The organism is Streptomyces sp. NPDC050743 (assembly GCF_044456925.1).
Taxonomy (GTDB): Bacteria; Actinomycetota; Actinomycetes; order Streptomycetales; family Streptomycetaceae; genus Streptomyces.
Genome location: NZ_JBITGJ010000091.1, coordinates 1 through 22,745 on the forward strand (window position 1 = coordinate 1; position 22,745 = coordinate 22,745).

Genomic DNA, 22,745 nt, shown 5'->3' on the forward strand with positions numbered 1-22,745 from the left:
GTCGAGCAGCGCACCGACTTCGACAAGCTGATCGTCGACGTCGAGACCAAGCAGGCCATGCGTCCGCGTGACGCCATGGCGTCGGCCGGCAAGACGCTGGTCGAGCTGTTCGGTCTGGCGCGCGAGCTGAACATCGAGGCCGAGGGCATCGACATGGGCCCGTCCCCCACGGACGCCGCCCTGGCCGCCGACATGGCGCTGCCGATCGAGGAGCTGGAGCTCACGGTCCGTTCCTACAACTGCCTCAAGCGCGAGGGCGTCCACTCGGTGGGCGAGCTCCTGGCTCGCTCGGAGGCGGACCTGCTGGACATCCGCAACTTCGGTGCGAAGTCCATCGACGAGGTCAAGGCGAAGCTGGCCGGCCTGGGCCTGGCCCTGAAGGACAGCCCGCCCGGATTCGATCCGACCGCCGCTGCCTTCGACGCGGACGACAACGGGGGTCCGGGTTTCATGGAGACCGAGCAGTACTGACGGTTGCGCCGGGTCGTGGGGGAGCCAGGAAGGCAGAGGAGCCAGTGATGAGCACCGGCCGACTGCACCCGGCTCCCCGGTGGCTCACGGGCGAAGGTGCAGACGCCCAAGGCCTCGGAGCCTGATCAAGATGGTCAGTTGCCTTGGAGGGATCGGTCGGTGACGGTCATACAGGTCGCGCATCGGCCCTAGGGGAAGCGCTGCGGGGCGGGTCCGGTTGCTGTGTTGTGGATCCCACGTGGTCTGGGGCGGGATTACGTCTGCTGAGCCGCGCGCCTGCCCGAAGCTGATCCTCGGCTTTCGCTCCGGGGCGGGCCGACAGCCCTCCACTACTACGGCGAGCCAGGTCGTGCCGGCCCACGACGACCAGGGCGAAGTACGCCAGCAGCACGCGCCGGGAGACCACCGTGGTTTGCTCGTCGGTGGACATGCCGGACATGGCGCCGAACGCGGTCAGCACGTCGGGCAGCCCGGGTAGCCAGCGTGCCGCGCGGCCAACGCCTCGACCATACGGGCCGCCGCCGTCCCGTGCTCGGGAGCGGTGACGGGTGCGCCCTGGTACGGCACGACGCCCATGAGGCGTTCGGGACGCGCAGGGCCCCGCAGGCCATGTAGTGCTCCGACAGACCCGCCGGCATCGAACGGCGTTACCACCACCCCCGTGTGCTCGGAGGCCAGCCGCCCGACGGCACACCTTTCGATAACCAATACGAGCGGAAGCGTCACCGCGTCTCTTGCCGCGGGGTCGCGCAGGTGCGCGGCGGTCAGACGGTTCCACCGGACTTCGCTCGTCCGGGACTCCTCCGGGGAGTGACCGACGTGGTGTGTCGGTGGCCGCGTCGATGACGGGCGCGTGGGCTCAGAGGTGGTCGGCGTCGACGACGGCCTGGGCGAACGTGGTGGGCGCTTCCTGCGGCAGGTTGTGCCCGATGTTCGCGATGGTGCGGTGCTCGTAGGGCCCGGTGAAGTGGCTGCGATAGGCGGTGCCGTCGCCGGGCGGCGTGAAGGGGTCGAGGGCGGGGTCGAGGGTGATGGTCGGAACGTGGATGGCGGGCTGGGCCGCGAGCTGCTTCTCGTAGCGGGCGTAACGGGGTTCGCCCTCGATGAGGCCGATGCGCCAGCGGTAGTTGTAGAGGACGATGGCGGCGTAGTCGGGGTTGCGGAAGGCCTGGGCGGTGCGCTGGAAGGTGGCGTCGGCGAAGTTCCAGTTGGGGGAGACGAGGGTCCACACGTAGCGGCACAGGGCGATGCGCTCGTCGACGTTCTCCATGGCCTGTTTGCCGCGATCGGTGGCGAAGTACCACTGGTACCACCAGTTGTGCTCGACGGTCGGGGCGGCGGGCGTCAGCTGCGCCTTGACGTTGGTGATCACGTAGCCGGTGGTGGAGACCAGGGACGTGACGCGTTCGGGCCACAGTGCGGCGATGATGTCGGCGGTGCGTGAGCCCCAGTCGAAGCCGGCCAGCACAGCTTGGTCGATCTTGAGGGCATCCATCAGCGCGATGATGTCGAGGGCGATCGCGGACTGCTCGGCGTTGCGCGGGGTGTGCCGGGACAGGAAGCGAGTGCTGCCGTGGCCGCGCAGGTAGGGGACGATAACGCGGTAGCCGAGGTCGGCGAGGAGTGGGGCGACATCGACGTAGCTGTGGATGTCGTAGGGCCAACCGTGCAGGAGTATGACCACCCGGCCGTGCGCGGGTCCGGCCTCGGCGTAGCCGATGTCAAGGACGCCGGCCTTGATCTGCTTGAGCGTGCGGAAGTCGGTGTGGGTGCCGGGGACGATGCTGGGGACGGTGGGAGCGGGCGTGCCGCCGGGCTGCGGGGAGGCGGCCGTGCCGGTGGCGGCGGACGCGTTGCTCTGCAGGCCGGACAACGAGACCGCGGCCGCCCCGGCGCCCAGGCCGACGGCCTTGCTGAAGGTACGCCTGTTGATCATCTGAACCCCTCCGTGGTGCGTTCTCCGGTGACCGGTCCACGTCCGGGGAACTCCCGCTCCCTTCCCGGGTACGAGAGCACCGCCGGTTTGTGGCGTGACGACCCTGGCACATGGTTCGTCACCCGTCAAACAGGTGACGCGAAGACGTCCCCGTGCCGGGCGGTGGTGCAGAGGCTGTTCTTCCGCGGCCCGGGCCGGCGATACGCACTGTCGTTCGCGACGAGACCGGACACATCCGTCACTTGGCGGTACGACGCGGGCGGTGACACCGCCGTCCGGTAGAGGTGGGAGTTGACCGTGCGCGGCGACAGGTGTATGCGTTCGCCGATCTCCTTTGTGGGTCAGGCCGCCGACGGCGAGGTCCCCGATCCGGCGTTCATGCCAGGTCCGTTCGGCCGGCTGAGTGTTCGTGGCGCGCGTGGCCGGCCCCGACGCTCTCGGCTCGGCCCGGGCTCGTTCGTTCCGGGGGGTGCCGAGCCGTTCGAAGGTCTCCGGTGTGCCAGGGTCGGCGAGTGGCGTGCGGCTTCGCGTCCTAGGGTGTGGCGCAGGCGGAGGCCGTGGGCGAGGCGGATGCGGGTGTGTTCGAGATCCCGCTCGACCGGCCGGCAACTGGCTGCCTTCGCGCCGGAATACGGCGGGATGGACTGAATCCCGAACGGTGCATGCGGGAGGGGGACTTCCGCCGTTGCCGGGCCTTGAGGGGTCAGGACGTTCCGATGCCGTGCAACAGGGTGTCGACGACGACGTCCGCCGCCTGGGCGGGGCTCAGATGGGGCATCTGCCGGGATACGAGGTGCATGAGCTGCGGCAGCAGTGCGCTCGCCCACCCTTGCGGCAGGTTGGCGCGGAGTAGGCCTTCGTCGGTGGCGCGTTGGAGGAAGGTGTCGACTTCGCGGATGGAGGCGTCGCGGCGTGCGTGGACGGTGTCGTCGGCGAGCATGCGGGCGAGGTCGACGGGCCAGGTGCGATTGACGGCGATGATGTTCTCGACGTAGCGGTGCAGCGCGACGGTGACGGGGGCCTCGCGCAGCCGGGCGTCCTCGATGGCTTGCTCGATGGCCGTGAGACGGGCCGCGTAGATGGCGGCGAGGAGTTCCTCGCGAGAGGCGAAGCGCCGGTAGACCGTACGCCGGTCCACCCCTGCCTCGGCGGCGATGCTCGCGATGCTCGCGCCCGGGTCGGCGGCGAGCATCCGCGCCCCGGTGGTCAGAACGGCTTCCAGATTGCGTGCTGCGTCGGCTCTCACCGCAGCAGTCTAGCGGTGGCATGTGAAATCTGAGACGCCTATCGCCCCTCATGTGTGCAACCCTTCGGACTAAGTGCTACATTCATGTGACAGATAGAGCTGATAGTGCCAGCAAATTGAGTCACATCCGTCTCGCAGGCGGTTTGCGCGCCACCACTGGCACCCCGTGTAGAAGGGCACACCTCCATGCCGAAGGCACAGCAGTCCCCCTCCCTTGGAACCGGCGGTGTTGCCGCCGCCATGAGCGCACTGGTCCTGGCGGTCCTCCTGGCGGCCCTGGACCAGACGATCGTGTCGACGGCGCTGCCGCGGATAGCGCAGGACCTGACCGGGTTCGACGACATCGCGTGGGTCAGCGCCGCGTATCTGCTGGCGTCGACGGCGGTGACCCCGCTGTGGGGCAAGCTCGGCGACATGTTCGGCCGCAAGCGCCTGTACCTGGCCTCGACCACCCTCTTCCTGATCGCCTCGGTGGCCTGCGGCCTGGCCCGGAACCTGCCCGAGTTGATCGGCGCCCGCGTGCTGCAGGGCGTGGGCGGCGGCGGAATGATCGTGCTGACCTTCGCCCTGGTCGGTGACATCGTCGCCCCCCGCGAACGCGGCCGCTACCAGAGCATGTTCGGTTCGGTCTACGGTGTCGCCAGCATCGTCGGCCCCCTGCTCGGCGGTGTCTTCACCGACCAGTTGTCGTGGCGGTGGGCCTTCCTGGTCAACCTGCCCGTGGGGGCCGTCGCCCTGGTCATCGCAGCGCGGGCACTCCCGGTGAGCGTCAGGGGGGCCAAGGGCCGCGTCGACTACGCGGGCGCCCTGGTGCTGGCAGCCATCGCCACCGGCCTGATCCTGGTCACGTCCTTCGGCGAGCGCTGGGGCTGGGGCTCGCCGGCCATCATCGGCCTGATCGTCGCCACCGTCGCACTCGGCGCCCTGCTGGTGCCCGTCGAGCGCCGCGCCGCCGCCCCGGTGCTACCGCCGGCCATGTTCGCCTCCAGGACCGTGGTCTTCTCCTCGCTGATCGGATTCGTCGCCAACGCGGCCATGTTCGCCGTCCTGGTGTATCTGCCCACCTACCTGCAGATCGTCCACGGGGTCTCGGCCACCTTCTCCGGCATCCACATGCTGCCGCTGGTTGCCGGCCTGGTCGTCAGCCAGTCCCTGGCCGGACGCTGGTCCGCCCACACCGGCCGGCTGCGTCCGATCCTCCTCACGGGCCTGCTCGCCAACCTCGCCGGGCTGCTCCTGCTGGGCACCATCGGGGCCGTCACCGACACTCTGGTCCTGAGCGCCTACTTCCTCATCACCGGTGTCGGCATCGGCATGGTCCCGATGGTCGTGCTGACCACCGTGCAGAACAGCGTGCCCGCCGCCGACCTCGGCGCCGCCAGCGCGGTGGTCACCTTCGCCCGCTCCATCGGCGCGGCCTTCGGTGTCGCCGTCTTCGGCGCCCTCCTGAACACCGGTTTCGTCGACCGCACCCACGGCCTGCCGACCTCCGGCGGCTTCGACGCCGCCCGCCCGGACACCGTCTCCCTTCTCCCGGCGGCCCTGCGCGACACCGCGCTGGACGCCTTCGCCCACGCCACCGCCGCCGGATACCTCTGGATCACCCCCGCCCTCGCCGTCGGCACCCTTCTGGCCCTCTTCCTCAAGCCCGCCCGCAGGACAGGGCAGGAGCAGGGGACCGGCGTCACCGACCCCGCCAACGCCGACGCCAAGGGCACCGTCCCAGCCGCCTGAGCACCCAATCACCGCACTCCACCCGGCCGGCGCCTTCATTGGGCGCTGGCCGCGGTGGTTCGCGAACACCTGCACTCCTCGAAAGGCGCGCCCGGCGCGCTGACCGGCGACGCGGCCCGGCATCACGCGCTGCCCCGCGGCCCTTCCGCTGACGACAAGCCGCGCCCCGGTGGTCAGACCGACAGATTGCGCTCTGTGTCGGCTCTCTGAATCTAATCGCAGCTCCAGTGCGGAGGATCATATGCTTTCCATCTCGACTATGTGTATCTACAGCGATTAAGTGCTACATTTATGTGACAGTTGAAGGATACCCCGAAGGAGAGAGAGCACATGATCACTTACGACCGGCTTTTCATCGGGGGTTCCTGGGTGGAGCCGAGCGACCCGGAGCTGCTCGGCATCGCCTCGCCGCACGACCAGTCGGTGGTCGGCCGCGCCGCCCAGGCGCAGCCGGCGGACATCGACCGCGCGGTGGCCGCGGCGCGGGCCTCGTTCGAGGCGGGTGTGTGGCGTTCGGCGCCGCCCGCGGAACGGATCGCGGTCCTGCGGCGGTTCAACGCGCTGCGCGAGGAGAACGCGGAGAAGATCGCGCACCTGATCTCGCTGGAGAACGGTTCGGCGGGATGGTTCACCCGGGCCGGACAGCCCAGCCTGACCCGGCAGGCGAACGCCTACCTGAAGGCGGCGGAGGAGTTCGCCTGGGAGGAGACCCTGGTGCCCTCTGACCCTGCGTCCCCGGTGCGCAGTGTGGTGCGCCGTGAGGCGATCGGCGTGGTGGCCGCCGTGATCCCGTGGAACTCGCCGTTCTCCTCGGCCACTTCGAAGATCATCCCCGCGCTGGTCGCCGGCAACTCCGTGGTCCTGAAGGTGTCCCCGGAGAACTCGCTGAGCATGGGCTTCCTGGCCGAGCTGCTGGAGCGCGTGGGCCTGCCCGAGGGCGTGATCAGCGTCCTGCCTGCGGACCGGGAGACCAGTGAGTACCTGGTGTCGCACAAGGAGGTCGACAAGATCGCCTTCACCGGCTCGACGGCGGCCGGCCGCCGCATCGCCTCGATCGCCGGCGAGCAGCTCAAGCGGGTCAGCCTGGAGCTGGGCGGCAAGTCCGCCGCCATCATCCTCGCCGACGCCGACATCGAGAAGGCCGTCGCCGGCGTGAAGTTCGGCTCCCTGCTCAACAACGGCGAGTCGTGCATCGCCCAGACCAGGATCCTGGCCCCGCGGAGCCGGTACGAGGAGGTCGTGGCCGCGCTGAAGGAACTGGTGGAGTCCCTGAAGGTCGGTGACCCGGGCGACCCCGACACCTTCATCGGCCCGATGATCCGCCCCGACCAGCAGGAGCGGGTACGCAACTACATCCAGCTCGGCATCGAGGAGGGCGCCCGCCTGGTCACCGGCGGCCCGCAGATCCCCGAGGGCCTGGGGAAGGGCAACTACGTCACGCCCACCGTCTTCGCCGACGTGGACAACTCCATGCGCATCGCGCAGGAGGAGATCTTCGGCCCAGTGCTGGTCGTCATCGCCTACGACGACGAGGACGACGCCGTCCGCATCGCCAACGACTCCGAGTACGGCCTTTCCGGCGGTGTCTGGTCCTCCGACGAGGAGCATGCCCTGGCGGTCGCCCGCCGCGTCCGCACCGGCACTATCACCATCAACGGCGCCTCCGTCGCCTTCGACGGCCCGTTCGGCGGCTTCAAGGCCAGCGGCATCGGCCGCGAGTACGGCGCGGTCGGCCTCGGCACCTACACCGAGTACAAGACCATCACCCTCTGACCCGATACCGACCACGGACAGATCCGCCGACGGCGGCAGGTGGAGCCGACCGCCTGCCGCCGGCGCGGCGTTTCCGACTGCCCACGGACGGCTGCGACGCCATCGCTTTCCCCCGGCCTCCCGCCGTACGTGCGCCATCGCCACGGGGCCCACGGCCGTCCCCGCCGACCGCGTGCCGGGGCCGGGCCACGGCCGCTCTTCATCCCGTGAGCCGAAGGCGGAATCAGGCATCGACTCGGTGCCGCCCGTTCTGGCCGTGATGCGCTTGAAGTCCGACCGGGCAGATGGTTCAGGCCGCCGTCGATGACCTGGACCGTGTGGGGCGACGGCGACGACGCCCTTGCCCGGCAGCAGGCGCAGGGGCGGGTTGTCGGTCTCGGCGATGTCCGGGACGGCGCCTTCGTCGACCGGGCCGGGTTGCGGTTCCTCTCCACGACGGGGCAGGTGGCGCAGCGGTGGGGTGCGGGCGGTCTGGCGGCAGCCGTCAGGCAGTTCGGCTCCCGATTGCCGAAACGGCCGTTGGCGTACGGCGATTGTCTCACGCGTGTGCTCTGTTGCCACGCACACATGCAGGTCGCGCTCAAGGGACGTGCGACGGCGGAGGGGGAGGGGCCGTATGACTCAGGTTTCCACGGAGAGGCGAAAAGTCACCGCCTTGACTGGTGACGCGAAGGGCTGCCATGATTGCGTCACCGTCTCAACCAGTGACGCAAGAGTGTGCTGGTCAGAAGGCGCCCGAAGACCATTCGACCCAGATGGGGAGCCCAGTCATGGCAGTCAGCTACACCGCCGTTGTCGACGTCGACGGAGAGGGCCGCAACGGCGGTCACGTCCGCTCCTCCGACGGCCTGCTGGAGACCAGCCTCGCGCTCCCGAAGGAGCTGGGCGGCGCCGGCACCGCGACCAACCCCGAGCAGCTCTTCGCCGCGGGCTGGGCCGCCTGCTTCCTCGGCGCCCTCCGCCGCGCCGCCACCCTGCGCAAGATCCGGCTGACCAGCACCACCATTACGGCCGAGGTCACCCTCACTCACGGCGACGACGGCGAGTTCTCCCTCTCCGCAGTCCTCACCCCGGTCCTTGGCGGCGTGGACCAGGCCACCGCAGAGGAACTCGCGCACGCCGCCCACCAGATCTGCCCGTACTCCAAGGCGACACGCGACAACGTGCCCGTCACGATCAACGCCAGCGCCGCCGCCTGACGCACCCCTCCCTGGAGGCGGGTCCCGTGCTGACTTCCCCCCTGCGCGGGACCCGTTTCCCACACCATCGACCGGAGAGCGAAGGCAGGGCATGGCCTCGATGACTTACACACACGTAGGGAACGCCAAGCACCGTCGTTCCGCCCTCGGCCGTGTCTCGGCCGTCTCCGGCGAGTGGCCGCCCCGGGACACGGCACACTCCGAGGAGCGTCAGTGGCCTGCCGACACGCAGGTGTGGCACTGGGCGGAGAGCGCGGCGGTGTCGGGGTACGGCCCGTCGGCATCCAGCTTCTTCTGACGGCGGATCCGGGCGCGGAGATCGCGGTACCGAAAGGCCGGCCCGCCACGGGACCGTGCTGGTCCGGTCCGGCCTGGGACACCGACGGGTCGGGAGGTCAGCGGTGCCACGTGTGGAACATCCACGCGTGACGGGCGAGCGCGCGCTCTCGACGGCGGCGGCCATCGCGCCCTCACCCACGGCGTCGGGGTGCACCGGTGTGGCCGGCGTCTCGGGGTCTCGATCCACCGCGCGCCCGTCGGTCGTCGGAGGTGGTGTCCGACGGTCGTCGTGTATGTGTTCACGTACTGCGCCCCGCGAGGGGTAGTTCTAGCAGTGCGGCACCGACCGTGCGGGAACTCATGCGCACCCCGACTGCCGACGACATCGACCAGGCGGCCCGACTGGCGGACGCGGTGCTGTGGGGCGAACTCCGCGCCAGGACGCCTCACCGTCACAGGTGATCGGCCCGCGTCACAGGGCATACAGGTGTCCGGCCGGGAACCACCAGCCCGCGGGACGAGCGAAGGTGTCAGCCAGCGGCGGCCTTGTCCCGCTTCACGTGGGTGCACTTGATGGAGCGCTGCTGCTTGTGACGCCGGTTGCGTCCCTTGGCGACCAGGAATTCGAGGGTGTTCCGCACCACCTGCCGCGTCGGGTTGCGGTCCGGGTACTTCTTCATGAGTTCATCCCACAACTCCTAGGCCGGCCGCGGCTCCTCGTGGTTGCCGAGCAGCTCCGCCAGGAGGTCACTGGTCAGAGGCCGACGCGGGCCTGGCCGACGTCGGGTGCCGTGACGCGGTTCCGGCGGGTACCCGCTTCGCCTTCGCGACGACGGGCTCCTCCTGCTTCTTCGCGAAGTTCCAGAGCCTCGAAGAACCGCTGCTCCACCACCTCTGCCGACTCCACAGCGCGGGACCGGAGAACGGCGACCAGCGGATCGTCTCGGACGCACAGAAGCGTCGCGGAGGTCAGCGTGCGGTGACGGCGGGTGCGGCCTTCTTGCGGGCGCGGTACGCGGCTGCCTTGATCTTGTTGCCGCACGACTCCATGCCGCACCACTGCCGTCGCGTGCCCCGGGAACGGTCGATGTAGACACGCGTGCACTCCGGGTTGCCGCACTCCTTCAGGAGCGGGACGTCCGGGCCGCTGAGCAGTTCGACGGCCTGCCGGGCGACGGTGGCCAGGGCCTGCCCGGAGGTCGCCTCGGTGTGCCGCCCGGCCACGGTGAGCTGCGGCGTCGCGGGGGTCTTGCGCGCGGCGCCGTTGACCACGGCGAGTGCCTCGCGGTCGAACTCCTCACCGAGCCGTCGGTTGGTGACCAGCCGGTAGAGGGCCTCGCGCACGGCGATCGCCTCCCGGACGTCCTCCTCGTCACCGGGTGTGATCGTGTCCACGAGTCCGGACTCCAGGTACCAGGCATTGAGCCGCTCCGGCGTCACGAACATCTCGAACCGGATCGAGCGCCGGGCACGAAGGGTGGCCACGAAGTCCAGGGCCGGGTGTCCGCATACGAAGACATGGTTAAGATTCACATCACCATCTTGACAGGTGATTTCCGGCTAGCGCAAGGTTCGTCACCCTCGGGCCGGTCACCCCCTGGGGTCGTGTGCTCACGATCGTATGGCACCGGCACCTCGCGTATGGAGCGGAGGTCAGGACCGGAAACGGTGTCCGGCGGGCGCGGGTCAGGACCGGGAACGGGCCGTCGACTCCTCCTCCTCCCGCTGCACGCGCCCCTGCTCCAGGCGGAGTTCGCGGCCTTGCCACCGCCTCCGCAGCCAGCGGTCGTGGCTCGCGAGGACGATCGCGCCGGGACCGGGGCCGAGCGCGGCCTCCAGCTCGTCGCACAGGGCGGGGGACAGGTGGTTGGTGGGCTCGTCGAGCAGCAGCAGCTGGGGCGGGCGGGCCACCAGCAGGGCCAGCGCGAGCCGCCGGCGCTGCCCCACGGACAGCTGCCCGACCGGTTTGCCCAGGTCAGCCTCGTGCATGAGTCCGAGCGAGCTCAGCGGCACCTTCTCGGCTCGCTCGGCACCCAGCGACTGCTCATAGGTGTCGCGGACCCTGCGGTCGGGCCGGTCGAACACGGTGTCCTGGCCGAGCAGCCCCACCGTCAGCCGGCGCCGCCTGCGCACCTCGCCCTCGGCCGGCAGATGTCCGGCGAGGACGGCGAGCAGCGTCGACTTGCCGGCCCCGTTGCCGCCGGTGACCAGCAGCCGGTCTGTCGCCGTCACCTCCAGACCCTCCAGCGCGAGCCGGCCCGGCACCCGGACGTCCCGCAAGGACACCAGGGGCTGCGGGCCTTCATCGGCACGCGCGGCCAGCTCACCGACCGCGAACCCGAGCGGCCGGGAAGGCTCCGCGACCCGGGCGCGCTCCAACTCCTCCAACCGCCGGGTGGCGTTGCGCACCCGGCGGGAGATCTGGCTCTGTACCCGGCCGGCCCGGTGGCCGTAGCCCATCTTCTCGTTGTCGCGCCGCCACCGGTCGGGCGCGAGGCGGTGCGCGGTCACGCCTGCCGCGTGCCGCAGCTCCTCCAGTTCCTGCTGCTCCTCGGCGTACCGGCGCTCCCAGCGTTCCCGCTCGGCGCGCTTGTCGTCCAGGTAGGCGCTGTAGGTGCCGCCGTAGCGGACCGGACCGTCCAACGCCGGGTCGAGGTCGATCAGATCCGTGCAGACGGCGTCCAGGAACGCCCGGTCGTGGCTGGCGACGACCACGGTGCCGGGCAGGCCGCGGACCTGCTCCTCCAGAAAGGCGGCGGCACCGTCGTCGAGGTGGTTGGTCGGCTCGTCCAGCAGCAGTGCCGACGGCCTGCGCACGAGCAGTGCGGCGAGGGCCAGCCGGCCGCGTTGCCCGCCGGACAGCGAGCCGAGCGTGCGGTCGTGCTGGAGCGCGCCGAGGCCCAGGCCGGCCAGCACCAGCGCCGCGCGGCGGTCGGCGTCCCAGGACTCCCGGTCCTGGGCCTGCTCCAGCCGCCTGCCGTAGGTGTCGAGGAGGTCCGTATGGCCCGGATCCCCCTCCGGGACGCGGGCCAGCTCCTCGCCGAGCCGTTCGAGTTCCGCGAGGTCCTCACGCGCCTCGCGCAGCGCCTCGTCGAGCACCGCCGCGATGGTCGTGGCGGCGTCGAAGGGCATCTCCTGGTGCAGAAAGCCGAGGTCGCCGGGGCGCGTGACGCTCCCCGCGTCGGGTTCGTCCACGCCGGCCAGCACCCGCAGCAGAGTGGACTTGCCGACGCCGTTCTCCCCGATCAGGCCGATGCGGTGGCCGGGGGAGGCGGTCAGGGAGACACCGTCGAGGACTCGCCGGCCTCCCAGGACGCGGACGAGGTCGTGAGCGAGCAGAGCGGCTTGAGGCACAGGAATCCGTCCCACGTGATCGGTGGTCGGCCCGCCGGGCGCACGGCCTCGGACGCGGGCCACTGCACACGCCGGCGGCTCACACCGCGGGTGCCCCCGACTCCTTGAGCGCTCCGTCGGCCAGCCGCAACCAGCGGTTCACCCCGATCTCGGTGAGGAACCGCTCGTCGTGGCTGACCACCACGAAGGCGCCCTGGTAAGAGTTGAGCGCACCCTCCAGCTGACCCGCGCTGACCAGGTCGAGGTTGTTGGTCGGCTCGTCGAGCAGCAGCAGATGGGGGGCGGGCTCGGCGTACAGCACGCAGGCCAGCGTGGCGCGCAGCCGTTCGCCTCCGGACAGGACACCGACCGGCAGGTGTGCCCGGGCACCCCGGAAGAGGAAGCGGGCGAGCAGGTTCATCCGCTCCGCCTCGGGCCGCCCGGGAGCGAACTCGGCGAAGTTCTCCGCCACGGTGCGGTCCAGGTCCAGCAGGTCCAGGCGCTGTGAGAGGTAGGCGATCCGGCCGACGTTCCGCCTGATCTCCCCACCGTCCGGGGCGAGATCGCCGTTGACCAGCCGCAGCAAGGTGGTCTTGCCGGCGCCGTTGGGCCCGGTCAGCGCGATGCGCTCGGGGCCGCGGACGGTGAGGTCGACCCCGCCGTCGGCGAACACGGGCCGGTCGCCGTGGTGGACTTGCATCCCCTCGCCGATGAACAGGTTGCGTGCGGCGGGCACCTGGGTGTCGGGCAGCTCCAGGGTGAGGCGCTGCTCCTCGCGCAGCGCGCGTCCGGCCTCGTCGACGCGGGCCTTGGCCTCGCCGACCCGGGCCGCGTGCATCTGCCCGGCCCGGCCGGCGGACTCCTGCGCGCCGCGCTTCATGTTGCCGGCGAAGATGCGGGGCAGACCCGCGTTCTTGAGGTTCCGTGCGGCGTTGCTCGTGCGGCGCTCGGCGCGTTCGCGGGCCTGCTGCATCTCCCGCTTCTCCCGCTTCAGTTCCTGTTCGGCGTTGCGCACATTCTTCTCGGCGACCTCCTGCTCAGCCCGCACCGCCTCCTCGTAGTCGGTGAAGTTGCCGCCGTAGAAGCGCAGTTCTCCGCTGCCCAGCTCGGCGATGCGTTCCATGCGGTCGAGCAGCGCGCGGTCGTGGCTGACCAGCAGCAGGCAGCGGGCGAAGTCCGCCAGCGCGTCGTAGAGCTTGTGTCGCGTCCTCAGGTCGAGGTTGTTGGTGGGCTCGTCGAGCAGCAGCACGTCCGGGCGCTTGAGCAACTGGGCGGCGAGGCCCAGCGAGACGACCTGGCCGCCGCTGAGCGTGCTCAGGCTGCGGTCCAGGGTGAGGTCGGCGAGGCCCAGGCGGTCCAGCTGGGCGCGGGTGCGTTCCTCGATGTCCCAGTCGTCGCCGATGGTGGTGAAGTGCTCCTCGCTCACGTCCCCGGACTCGACGGCGTCCAGGGCGCGGATCACGTCGGCGACGCCGAGCACCTCGGCGACGGTGAGATCGCCGGCCAGGGGCAGGCTCTGCGGGAGGTAGCCGAGCGCGCCGTCGACGACCACCGAGCCGGTGGCGGGCTTCAGTTCACCGGCGATCAGCTTGAGCAGGGTGGACTTGCCGGAGCCGTTGGGGGCGACCAGGCCCGTTCGGCCGGCTGTCACGGCGAAGGACAGGTCGTGGAAGACGGGGGTGTCGTCGGGCCAGGCGAAGGACAGGTTCGAGCAGACGACGGCGACGTCGGACATGGAGGTGACCTCGGGCGGATCGCGGGCAGTGAACAGGCCCCTGCCCTGGGCAGACATGGCAAAAGGGGGTACGACGAGACGGGCCACCTCGGCGGCGCTCCTCAGCGCGTCCGGTGGCCGTCAGATCCGGATCTCACCCGGAGATGTCGTCGTCACCCACCACGTCTGCGACTCCTCGATACATGGTCTAGGTCGGAGGCACCCTAGCAGCCATCGTGGCCCTGCTCGCCGACGGTGCAGGCGTTCCCCGGTCATATGTGTGTGCCGGTGCGTGCCGACCGGCCCGTGGGGAAGTCCCGCCTCACGGCGCCGACGTCCCGTCGTTGACAGCCCGAGGTCCGCATGACAGCATCGTCACCAGTTAAGCAGGTGACGGATGTCGCGATGACTCGCCCCGCGTTCACGCGTGTGGGCTCGCCCGGCCAGTTCCGCCCCGTGCGGCGCACCGCGCCGGGACCGTCGCCACCTTGAAGGAGCACACGGACCATGGCAGGAAAGCCGAAGCGGAGTGCCGAGGGCGCACCGGTGGCGCGACGGGCGATGCTGGGCATGCTCGGCGCGGGCGCCGCCGGGCTCGCCGCCGCGCCCTATCTGCAGCGCGGCTGGGAGGGGTTCCTCGGCGCCGCCTCCCAGGTCGACGCAACGGGCCTGACCGGACTGCTGCCCAACCCGGGCGGATTCCGGTACTACAGCGTCGTCGGTTCGGTGCCGCACAAGGACGAGACGAACTACGCGCTGAGGGTCGGCGGACTGGTGGACAAGCCGAAGAGCTACACGCTCGGCGAACTGCGCGCGATGCCGCAGACCCGGATCGTGCGCGACGTGCTGTGCACGGACGGTTGGCGCGTGGACAAGACGCCCTTCGAAGGGGTGAGGCTCGCGGACATCCTCGACGCCGCCGGAGTGCGTTCCCCGGGCGCGGCGGTCCGCTTCACCTGCTTCGACGGCGCCTACACCGAGAGCCTCACCCTGGAACAGGCCCGCCGCTCGGACGTCCTGGTCGCGCTGAACATGCAGGACAAGCCCATCACCCACGAGCACGGCGGACCGGTCCGCCTCTACGTGGCCCCCATGTACTTCTACAAGTCGGCCAAGTGGCTGTCCGGCATTTCGGTCACCGACAAGGTCGTTCCCGGCTACTGGGAGGAACGCGGATATGCGATCGACGGCTGGCTCGACGGCGTCGACCGGCACGGCGACGGGGCCTGACCCCACCGGCCGCGTCAGCCGCTTCGGCACCGCCCCGCGCATGGTCCATCGGGCCACCGGCTGGCTGATGCTGCTGTGCCTGGTCTCGGCCGCCTGCCTCTATATCGGGCCTCTCGCCCAGCTCGTCGGGCGGCGGCATCTGATGGTCACCGTGCACGAGTGGTCGGGCATATCGCTGCCGCTGCCCTTCCTGCTGGGGCTCCTGTCCGCCGATTTCCGCGCGGACCTGCGCCGGCTGAACCGCTTCGCGGTGTACGACCGGCAGTGGCTGCGGGCCGTGCGCAGGCGCCACACCTCTCCCGAGGCGCGCCCGGCCGGCAAGTTCAACGCGGGCCAGAAACTTTATGCGGGCTGGATCGCCGGCGCGGTCCTCGTGATGATGTTCACCGGTCTGCTGATGTGGTTCATGGGGCTGGCGCCCTTCATCTCCCGCACCAGCGCGATCTTCGTCCACGACCTGCTGGCCTGGGCGATCACCTTCGTCCTGCTCGGACACATGCGCAAGGCCTTCCAGGACCCCGAGGCGCGGCTGGGCATGCGCACCGGATACGTGAGCCGGTCCTGGGCGGAGCGATACCACTCCCGGTGGCTGCGCGAGGAGCAGGCGGGAAACGTTTCCGAGCAGGTGGACAAGGTGTGACGCCTCCCTCGATGAGGTCCCTCGACGAGGGGCACGCCCGGCCCCGTAAGGGTTCCCGGACGACCGCAGCGCCCCGGCGCCTGGTCGGCACGTCGGTGAGGGGCGTCCGCCGGAGCGGACACCCGTTCGGGCAATGGCCTGACGAGCGGAGCGAACGAGCCGCTTCTACCGGTCGGCGTCCCGGGTGGCTACAGCCCGACGTCGAGCGCCAGGCACGAGTAGTACTTCCACGAGCCTTCCGGGTCGTAGGCGGTTTTCACACCGCTCGGCCCGGCCTCGACCTCTTCCGTCATGTCCTCGAAGCGGATGCGCTCGGGGAGCCGGCCGTAACGTGCGTGCCGGGCTGCGGCTGCGGCGTCCGGCGTGGATTCCTTGCTCATGGCCTTCTCCGCTTCCTCGGTCGTGGATGGTGTCCTGCTCGACGGCTGGACCTGGTAGCAGCGTGCACCCTCGTGCGTCACCTGTCAAGGTGGTGACGAAGGAAGGTGTCGGGCACTGGTCACGTCGGTCCGGTCGGTCAGTGGTCACCGTCAGCGGCAGGTCAGGGACGACCGACTCGTCGTCGCCTTCGATGGTGAACGTCTACCTACTCGGGCAGTCGTACGGTCCTACCCATGCTGCGGCGAGGCCCGTACCGGCACAGGGTGTGGTTCCCTGGCCTCCGCGACCTTGCTCCACGCCGTGACGACCACTGCCCGCTCACACGCCCTCCGGTGACCGTGCTCACATCCGACAGGACCCGGTGAACCGTCCGGGACACAGCACCAGAACCCCTCTCACGCCGGCGCGGTGCTGGCCCCCGGCGGCCGGCGGAGCAGGTGCAGGCAGACGACCGAGGCGACGACGGTCCGCCGTTCCGAGGCGTCCAGGCGAGGGTCCAATTCGACAACGTACTGCTGCAACCCGATCCACGAGTCGATGGTGCTCACCGTGACCCGGCCGAGAATCTCCGGCGCCGGGCCCCCTTCCGGATCGGTCTCCGTGAGATGCCACTCGGCGTACAGGAGACCCGGCCGCGTGAGGAAGAGCCAGCGTCCCTGCTCCGTCTGGAGGCTCAGCTGCCGGGTCTTCATGAGCCCACGGGCACCGGCGGTACCGACCTCCCGGTCCGCGGCGTCGGTGAACCGGAACTCAGCCGGCCTGAACTGCTCGATACGGACTATGGACTCGCCGGACGTCGTCGTGAGGACGGAGTACGTGTCGTCGGTGTACGTGACCCAGGCGAGCGGGGTCCCCTTCAGGGTGGACACGGCCAGGGCGGGGCCGACGTATCTGCGCCACCATGAACGCTTCGGCTGCCCCACCACGACGGCGTCCAGCTCGAACAGACCGGACTCCGTCATCGGTCCTTCTTCCCCCGCCACGGCTTCCCCCTCGACCGAGTACGTCCACTCTGACCGAGAACCTGCCCGATTCCCATCCCTCGGGCGGACATCGACGCCGTGCGATTTCCGCCTGGGAGGGAGGCGGCGTGGCCGTCCACTGCCGTGAGTAGGACTTCCACTTTGGTGCGGACCTGGTGCTGCGCCGCCCCGGCTACCGCGTCGACGCGGCAGGTGGTGCGCCACCACGCAGTACGTGTACGACTGCGTCGAGGCGCATGGACTGCGGATCCCTTTGAGACACCGCGCGGACCGGCGTGGCCCGCAGCGATTTCCCGGCTCACCGTCGACCGCATCGAGGACACGCGCGGAGCGGTCCGCATCCGCCTCTGCGCCGTCCCGGTGGACCTGCCCTCACCCAAACGGCCACGACCACGAAGCTCGACTTCGGCGCGGTGAAGCTGGCCGAATCCTGCCCGGCCCACGACCAGGCCGCGCCCTCGGCTGCCGACGGAAAGATGCCCGACTTCCGCGGCAAGAGCGTGAAGGCCGCCCGCGAGGCTCTCGACTCCAGCACCTCGATCACCGTGAACGACGCGACCGGCGCAAGTCGATGGGTGCTGATCGAGTCGAACTGGCAGGTGTGCACGCAGGAGCCGGCCGCAGGGGCGAAGCTGTCCGGGCAGCCGGTCACGCTGGATGCGGTGAAGTTCGGGGAGCACTGCCCATAGCCCTAGATGCGGCCCCGGTGCGCTGCGGCGCACCGGGCTTGGGACTACGGCCTGCGGGCGTTCGAACACTCCGTCACGCCACGGCCACTTCGTGCTCGCAGCTGCCATCGACGACTTACGACGCGCGCAAGCCGCACTGAGTGACCCGATGAGAGCCTGGCCGCCGCCGACGGGCTTCAGTTGTCTGCGCCGGGTCTCGACTCGGCCGGGACCGGCGAACACGATCTGGGTTGTTGACACCATGAGTGTGACCGTCCTTGCGGACGGAGGTCCCCTCAGCCGTTCATCTCCTGGGCGGTCTGCTCCGTATCCGAGCGCGCTGGTGCAGCCGAGCTGGTGATCGGGGCCAGGCCGGCGATGACCACTGCCGCGACGACAAGAAGGCCGAGGGCAGTCGGCAGCCCGACGAACGTTGCCAGACCGCCGATGATGGGGGAGACCAGGAGCCAGCCGAGATTCCCGGCGAAGCCGACCTGCCCCATGGCCACAGGCGCGTTGGGTAGCCCGCCTGCGGCCGTGAACGCGCCGGGAAAGACCGCGCTGATCCCCGCACCGGCGACAACGAACGCCGCCAGCGTGATGCCGGGCTGTCCGAGAAGCAGTGCCCCGGTCAGCGCGGCGGCGCAGCACAGAGTGCCTACTCGGATGAGGCGGTCCCAGCCGATGCGGTCGACCATCCAGTCGTTGAACAGTCGGGCGAGGACCGACCCGGCCGAGAAGGCCGCGTATCCGGCTGCGGCGGTAGCGGTGTCCGCCCCCACGTGCCTCAGGTACACGCCGCTCCAGGACGCCGGAGCATCCTCCACCAACGCGGCCAGGAAGGTCATCAGCGCGAACAGCAACACGATCATCCGCCGGTCTGCTCCCTGCCTGGTCGCCTCTCGTCTGCCCACGTCGGAGAAGCGTTCGTCCTCGGTCTGCGCTCCGGCCTGCGGTGTCCCGGGCCGGGCGGTATCCGCCTCGGCTTTCGTCCCCGGTGTCGTGGTCCATTCGACCTGTCCGGTGCGGTCGGTCCGCTGCACGCACTGCGCGGGCTCCCACTCCGACCCGAGTCCGCAGGCCGCCACCGCCGACACGATGGCGAGGACGGCGGCCATGACCACGAACTGGGTCGTCAGCGTCAGACCGAGGGCCGCGGTAGCCACTCCGGCCAGCCCGCCGGTGACGGCACCGACGCTACGGAGGGCGTGCATCGAGTTGAGCACCGCCCGTCCGTACCGCCGCTGCACGATGACCGCTTGAGCGTTCATGGCCACCGACGTGCACGCGTCGGCCGCTCCGAGCAACACCAGTAGGCCCATCAGGGTCCATGCCGAGTGCGCCGTCGGGATGAGGCCCAGCGGCACACTCAGAGCTACAGGCGCCATCGCACTCACCGCACGGCTGCCGAGGCCCCGCACCATCAGCCCGCCCGCCTGGCTGCCGACCAGCGCGCCGACTCCCGGACCAACCAGTACCAGGCCCAGAAGCCCGTCGGACAGCCGGAGCTCGGTCTGCATGGCGGGAACCCTGGCGGCCCAGGAGGCGAAAACCGCGCCGTGGACGAAGAAGATCGCTGTCACTGCCACCCGCGCCCGGCGCGCAGCTGCGGGCAATGGGCAGCCTTCAGAGCGCACTGGGCCCACCGCATTCCGCCGAGATGCCGGCGATGCCGACCATCTCGACCAGCTCCGAAGGGCGGGCTGGGGTTGGGGTCATACGGCGTCTTTCGTGTGCAGCTGCTGGGCAGCGTCGGTGGCAACGGGCACGGATCGCCCTGAGTGCAGCACTTCCAAGGGCCGGTCGCCGACCAGGGCGCGGACGACGGCGTCGGCCGACAGGACCGGACACCGGACCATCGTCCACCCGGAGTCCCGCGCCTGCGAGGCGCTGGCCGTTCCCGTTGTTCGGGGCACCCCGCCTGCCGCGTGATACGCCCTCAGAAGGGGCCTGCGGGCCACTCCAACTCCACTGCGAATCTGCCGTGACGGAATCGATGGGGGCATGCCGCCGAAGCGTGTGCGACTGCTGAACCTGTTTCAGGCCGGTGCCGCCGGCGCCAGTCGGCCTGGGGCACGGCCCCGCACGAGCGCCGCGGCACCGACTCCCCCCCCCCAGCCTGCTACCACCCTGCTACCATCTGGGGTGTGACGTCCACCAAGAAGCAGACGCAGGTCAGGCTGGCGGAGGACGTGCTGGAGGCCGGCAAGGCCGCCGCACGCGCCCGCCGACTGGACTTCAACAAGTACGTGGAGCGGCTGATCATCGAGGACACCACCGGCGCTCGCGCTGCCGGTATGGTGGCCGCCCAACGGCTGATCGATGAGCACGGCGACTTCCTTGACGATCTGGAGCAGCAGCTCGACGCCCCGTCCGAGCAGCGGCAGCCGGGCTCTGCCGCGTGATCCTGTACGTCGACGAGTCCTGGATCCTGGAAGTGGCGGAACGGGCCGGGCACCGCGACCCGGCCGCCGACGACTACGGCGTGCCCATCGCCGCCGTCGCTCGTCACCGCGGTGAGCTCCTCGATACGCCCGTCTACGACGGCGCTTTCGCCCGCGCTGCCGCCCTGGTGCACACCCTGGGCCGCTGCCGCTGGCTGGAGCGCTCCAACCTCACCGTCACCTGCGCCGTCGCCGTCATGTATCTCGAGGCCAGCAATATCCCGGTCAGCCCCACGCGCGAGCAGCTGACCGCGCTCGCTCAGGAGCTGAACAACCCGCGCTGCACCGCCGCCCGGATCGCCTCGTTCCTGCGCACCTGGAAGCCCTGATCCCGTACCGGGGGCTGGGCCGAGTTCTGGCGCTGCCGCACAGTAATGCTCTGTGTTGCAGGCGCAGCAGCGCGGCTGTCCTTGAACGTCCCTTGATGTACTTCTGTGTGCGGCGCGCTTCGGGCGTGGCAGCGGAGCGTCGACGACGTGCGAGGGCTCCCGGGGGAGGGTCGTTCGAGCGCTCCGCCGCCTGCCGGAAGATTCCTGTTCACATGTCCGGAGAGTCGCGTGGCGTCAGCTGGTCGCGCTGCCCGAGACCCACTCGGTCCACGGCATGTTCCAGTCGCTGAGGCCGTTGTCCGGGGCCAGCGTGGTCTTGTCCTGGGAGTTCTTGACGATCACGACGTCACCGATCATCGAGTTGTCGAAGAACCATGCGGCGGGCTGCTTGCCGTCGCCGCCGCCCTTGACGTCCTTCAGGCCCACGCAGCCGTGGCTGGTGTTGGCCTTGCCGAAGATCGAGTCGGCACCCCAGTAGTTGCCGTGGATGAACGTGCCCGAGTCGGTCAGGCGCATGGCGTGCGGTACCGCCTTGATGTCGTACGAGGGCTTGCCGTCCTTCTCCGTGAGGCCGACGCTCGCACCGTTCATATGGATCTGCCTGAACTTCTCGGAGATCACCATCTGACCGTTGTACGTCGGGTGCTCGGTGCTGCCGGACGAGATCGGGATGGTCTTGATCGTCTTGCCGTCCCGTACGATGGTCATCTGCTTCGTCTTGGCGTCGACGGTGCTGATCTGGCTCCGGCCGATCTTGAACGTGACCGTCTTCTGGATGCCGTGGTGGTGGAGCTTGACGGTGACGGTGGAGCCGGGCTTCCAGTAGGTCTCGGGGCGGAAGTCCAGGCGGTTGCCGTTGAACCAGTGACCGACGACCCGCTGGCCGCTGCTGGAGCTGACCTGGATCTCCGACTCCACGGCGGCCTTGTCGCTGACCGCCTTGTCGAAGTTGACCGTCACCGGCATGCCCACGCCGACGGTCGAGCCGTCCTCGGGGGAGAGGTGCCCGATGAAGTCGTTGGCCGGGGAGACCGTGGTGATCGTGGCGTTCCCGGTGACGGAGCGGTGCTTGGCGTCCTCGGCCTCTGCGGCGACCTGATACTTCGTCGCCGGCTCCAGCCGGCCGTTCGGCTTCCAGGACGTGCCGTCCGCGGACAGGGCGCCCGAGATCTCGGCACCGGTCGCGACGGCGGTCATCGTCACCTTGGTGAGCTTGCCGTTGCTGACGGTGACATTGACGGGGCCGTTGATCCCGACGTCGTGGGAACCTTGCCCAGGCGTGATCTTTATTCGGGCGTCGGACGTGTCCTGGGCGCCCGCCTGATCTGCCCGCGCCTGCGACTTCGGATGCTTCGCGGTGTCGTTACCGCTCGTGGCAGCGTTGCTGGTACCGCCGAGGGCCGTGAGCGTGAGTACGCCGCCGAGTACGCCGGCCGTAGCCATCAGCCTGGTGCTTCGCTTACGTGCCGTGATCAAACGCTTCTCCCATGTCGCTGGTCGGTGAATCCTGGAGCTGGTTGCCGCAGGAGGGCAACCGGCTTAAAGGACTACTTTTATGCATTTACGCCTGCTAAGGGAGTAATTTGTGGCGGATTCCACGCGCAGCGAGAGCGTCGCCGAGGCTCTGCTCAAGCCAGGTGGATGGCGCGTCGTGGATCTCCTCTCGCCGATCGGTGCGGCCATGGCGGGGACGCTGCGACGAGCGTGGCACCGGTCACGGGCGACAGATCCCCCGGCCGAAGGCCGCCGTCGAGGGCAGCGTCAACGCCTTCGTGAACGGTGTGCACGCGGCCTCGTCAGCGCCGTCGTGGGCGTCGTGTGCGTTCTCCTCGCACGTCGAGGCCCGTGTCGTCGCGGCGTCGTCCGGACGGGCTATATGCACACTCACTGTGCCGTGTCGTCCCCGCGCCGGAGCACAGCAACGCTCTCTCCGGCGTCACGCTGGGCAGTGAAGAACAGCGGGCGATGCCGACCGGTGATCCGGGAACAGGCGGTGGGGGCGCTTCGGCAGCAGGTGCCGGTCTGCCCATTGCCGCCGGGACACGGAACTGGGCGTCCTCGACTTTGAGCGCTGTCCCGTACTCGATCACGGGTTGCTGTCCTGCGCGGGGCAGCTGGTGGAGAGAGTTCGCAGGTCACGTCGTTAGTCAGCGCTTGCCATGCCTTCGCGGCCCGGCCCTGGACGATGCGCAAGATGGCGGATGAGTTTGCCCAGTTGCTCGGGATGGCTCCTGCCAGTGTGGTCGGCGGCAACCTCACGTTCGCCCGGGGAGACCTGCACTCCACCCTCTCGATCTGGAAAGACCGCTACGACCGGGCAGTTTTCGGTTGGATGGTCGTCACCTACGACACTGCCCTCCGTGACCGGATGAACAGCTCCGGCGG

At 69.8% G+C, this 22,745-nt stretch carries 21 protein-coding genes; 11 read left to right on the forward strand and 10 right to left on the reverse strand.

The genetic code is table 11. The annotated features are described in order from the left end of the window. Nucleotides 1-471: DNA-directed RNA polymerase subunit alpha C-terminal domain-containing protein (locus ACIBJF_RS42830; protein ID WP_399182448.1), on the forward strand; the 471-nt coding region annotated here is incomplete at its 5' end. 859 nt (nt 472-1,330) lie between these two features. Here the strand turns inward: ACIBJF_RS42830 and ACIBJF_RS42835 are convergent. Together ACIBJF_RS42835 and ACIBJF_RS42840 are read right to left on the reverse strand one after the other, a co-directional pair. Then, entirely contained in the window at nt 1,331-2,407 is a 1,077-nt protein-coding gene (locus tag ACIBJF_RS42835; protein ID WP_399182450.1) for an alpha/beta fold hydrolase, read from the reverse strand. Nucleotides 2,408-3,110: 703 nt separating this feature from the next. Continuing rightward, the gene (locus ACIBJF_RS42840) at nt 3,111-3,599 is read right to left on the reverse strand and encodes a TetR/AcrR family transcriptional regulator (RefSeq protein ID WP_399182497.1); all 489 of its coding nucleotides are present in this window, start codon (nt 3,597-3,599) and stop codon (nt 3,111-3,113) included. Nucleotides 3,600-3,893: 294 nt separating this feature from the next. Between ACIBJF_RS42840 and ACIBJF_RS42845 the strand changes: the two genes are divergently transcribed. From ACIBJF_RS42845 to ACIBJF_RS42865, 5 genes are all read left to right on the forward strand, one after another. After that, a complete protein-coding gene (locus ACIBJF_RS42845; RefSeq protein ID WP_399182452.1) occupies nt 3,894-5,387 on the forward strand; it encodes an MDR family MFS transporter in 1,494 nt (497 codons plus the stop codon). Between the two features lie 330 nt (nt 5,388-5,717). Beyond that, nucleotides 5,718-7,160 carry an aldehyde dehydrogenase gene (locus ACIBJF_RS42850; RefSeq protein WP_399182454.1) on the forward strand — a complete coding sequence of 481 codons (1,443 nt, stop codon included), beginning with the start codon at nt 5,718-5,720 and terminating at the stop codon, nt 7,158-7,160. A gap of 303 nt (nt 7,161-7,463) precedes the next feature. Next, nucleotides 7,464-7,826, forward strand: a complete 363-nt coding sequence (locus ACIBJF_RS42855) for a hypothetical protein (RefSeq protein WP_399182455.1) — start codon at nt 7,464-7,466, stop codon at nt 7,824-7,826. A 104-nt stretch (nt 7,827-7,930) separates the two neighbouring features. After that, the gene (locus tag ACIBJF_RS42860) at nt 7,931-8,359 is read left to right on the forward strand and encodes an organic hydroperoxide resistance protein (protein ID WP_399182457.1); all 429 of its coding nucleotides are present in this window, start codon (nt 7,931-7,933) and stop codon (nt 8,357-8,359) included. Between the two features lie 100 nt (nt 8,360-8,459). Beyond that, nucleotides 8,460-8,657, forward strand: a complete 198-nt coding sequence (locus ACIBJF_RS42865) for a hypothetical protein (RefSeq protein WP_399182459.1) — start codon at nt 8,460-8,462, stop codon at nt 8,655-8,657. 511 nt (nt 8,658-9,168) lie between these two features. On the opposite strand, the gene ACIBJF_RS42870 is transcribed toward ACIBJF_RS42865, so the two are convergent. The 4 genes from ACIBJF_RS42870 to abc-f all read right to left on the reverse strand — a co-directional run bounded on the left by ACIBJF_RS42870 (nt 9,169) and on the right by abc-f (nt 13,706). Beyond that, complete coding sequence (locus tag ACIBJF_RS42870; RefSeq protein ID WP_399182461.1) at nt 9,169-9,318, reverse strand: hypothetical protein; 150 nt, start codon at nt 9,316-9,318, stop codon at nt 9,169-9,171. Nucleotides 9,319-9,607: 289 nt separating this feature from the next. Continuing rightward, entirely contained in the window at nt 9,608-10,171 is a 564-nt protein-coding gene (locus tag ACIBJF_RS42875) for a CGNR zinc finger domain-containing protein (RefSeq protein WP_399182463.1), read from the reverse strand. Nucleotides 10,172-10,324: 153 nt separating this feature from the next. Further along, complete coding sequence (locus ACIBJF_RS42880; RefSeq protein WP_399182499.1) at nt 10,325-11,992, reverse strand: ABC-F family ATP-binding cassette domain-containing protein; 1,668 nt, start codon at nt 11,990-11,992, stop codon at nt 10,325-10,327. Between the two features lie 79 nt (nt 11,993-12,071). After that, nucleotides 12,072-13,706 carry a ribosomal protection-like ABC-F family protein gene (gene abc-f, locus ACIBJF_RS42885; RefSeq protein WP_399182501.1) on the reverse strand — a complete coding sequence of 545 codons (1,635 nt, stop codon included), beginning with the start codon at nt 13,704-13,706 and terminating at the stop codon, nt 12,072-12,074. A gap of 486 nt (nt 13,707-14,192) precedes the next feature. Here abc-f and ACIBJF_RS42890 point away from each other — a divergent pair, with 486 nt between their 5' ends. Further along, nucleotides 14,193-14,915, forward strand: coding sequence for a molybdopterin-dependent oxidoreductase (locus ACIBJF_RS42890; protein ID WP_399182465.1), 723 nt, complete (start codon nt 14,193-14,195; stop codon nt 14,913-14,915). Beyond that, complete coding sequence (locus ACIBJF_RS42895; RefSeq protein WP_399182467.1) at nt 14,863-15,555, forward strand: cytochrome b/b6 domain-containing protein; 693 nt, start codon at nt 14,863-14,865, stop codon at nt 15,553-15,555. The genes ACIBJF_RS42890 and ACIBJF_RS42895 overlap by 53 nt, the downstream gene beginning before the upstream one ends. Before the next feature lie 188 nt (nt 15,556-15,743). Here the strand turns inward: ACIBJF_RS42895 and ACIBJF_RS42900 are convergent, their stop codons facing one another. Both ACIBJF_RS42900 and ACIBJF_RS42905 read right to left on the reverse strand, forming a co-directional pair. After that, nucleotides 15,744-15,935, reverse strand: coding sequence for a hypothetical protein (locus ACIBJF_RS42900; protein WP_399182469.1), 192 nt, complete (start codon nt 15,933-15,935; stop codon nt 15,744-15,746). Between the two features lie 396 nt (nt 15,936-16,331). Continuing rightward, nucleotides 16,332-16,898: a hypothetical protein gene (locus tag ACIBJF_RS42905; RefSeq protein WP_399182471.1), complete on the reverse strand. Its 567-nt coding sequence runs from the start codon at nt 16,896-16,898 to the stop codon at nt 16,332-16,334. A 434-nt stretch (nt 16,899-17,332) separates the two neighbouring features. On the opposite strand from ACIBJF_RS42905, the gene ACIBJF_RS42910 reads away from it, so the two are divergent. Next, nucleotides 17,333-17,608, forward strand: a complete 276-nt coding sequence (locus tag ACIBJF_RS42910) for a PASTA domain-containing protein (RefSeq protein WP_399182473.1) — start codon at nt 17,333-17,335, stop codon at nt 17,606-17,608. A 275-nt stretch (nt 17,609-17,883) separates the two neighbouring features. Here ACIBJF_RS42910 and ACIBJF_RS42915 read toward each other — a convergent pair whose 3' ends face one another. Beyond that, complete coding sequence (locus tag ACIBJF_RS42915) at nt 17,884-19,233, reverse strand: MFS transporter (protein WP_399182475.1); 1,350 nt, start codon at nt 19,231-19,233, stop codon at nt 17,884-17,886. Between the two features lie 501 nt (nt 19,234-19,734). Between ACIBJF_RS42915 and ACIBJF_RS42920 the strand changes: the two genes are divergently transcribed. Together ACIBJF_RS42920 and ACIBJF_RS42925 are read left to right on the forward strand one after the other, a co-directional pair. Then, entirely contained in the window at nt 19,735-19,992 is a 258-nt protein-coding gene (locus ACIBJF_RS42920) for a hypothetical protein (RefSeq protein ID WP_399182477.1), read from the forward strand. Beyond that, nucleotides 19,989-20,360 (forward strand): fic family toxin-antitoxin system, toxin component, encoded by a 372-nt coding sequence (locus ACIBJF_RS42925; protein WP_399182479.1) that lies wholly within the window; start codon nt 19,989-19,991, stop codon nt 20,358-20,360. The genes ACIBJF_RS42920 and ACIBJF_RS42925 overlap by 4 nt, the downstream gene beginning before the upstream one ends. A 234-nt stretch (nt 20,361-20,594) precedes the next feature. On the opposite strand, the gene ACIBJF_RS42930 is transcribed toward ACIBJF_RS42925, so the two are convergent. Further along, nucleotides 20,595-21,803 carry an Ig-like domain-containing protein gene (locus ACIBJF_RS42930; protein WP_399182481.1) on the reverse strand — a complete coding sequence of 403 codons (1,209 nt, stop codon included), beginning with the start codon at nt 21,801-21,803 and terminating at the stop codon, nt 20,595-20,597. Nucleotides 21,804-22,745: the final 942 nt, after the last annotated feature.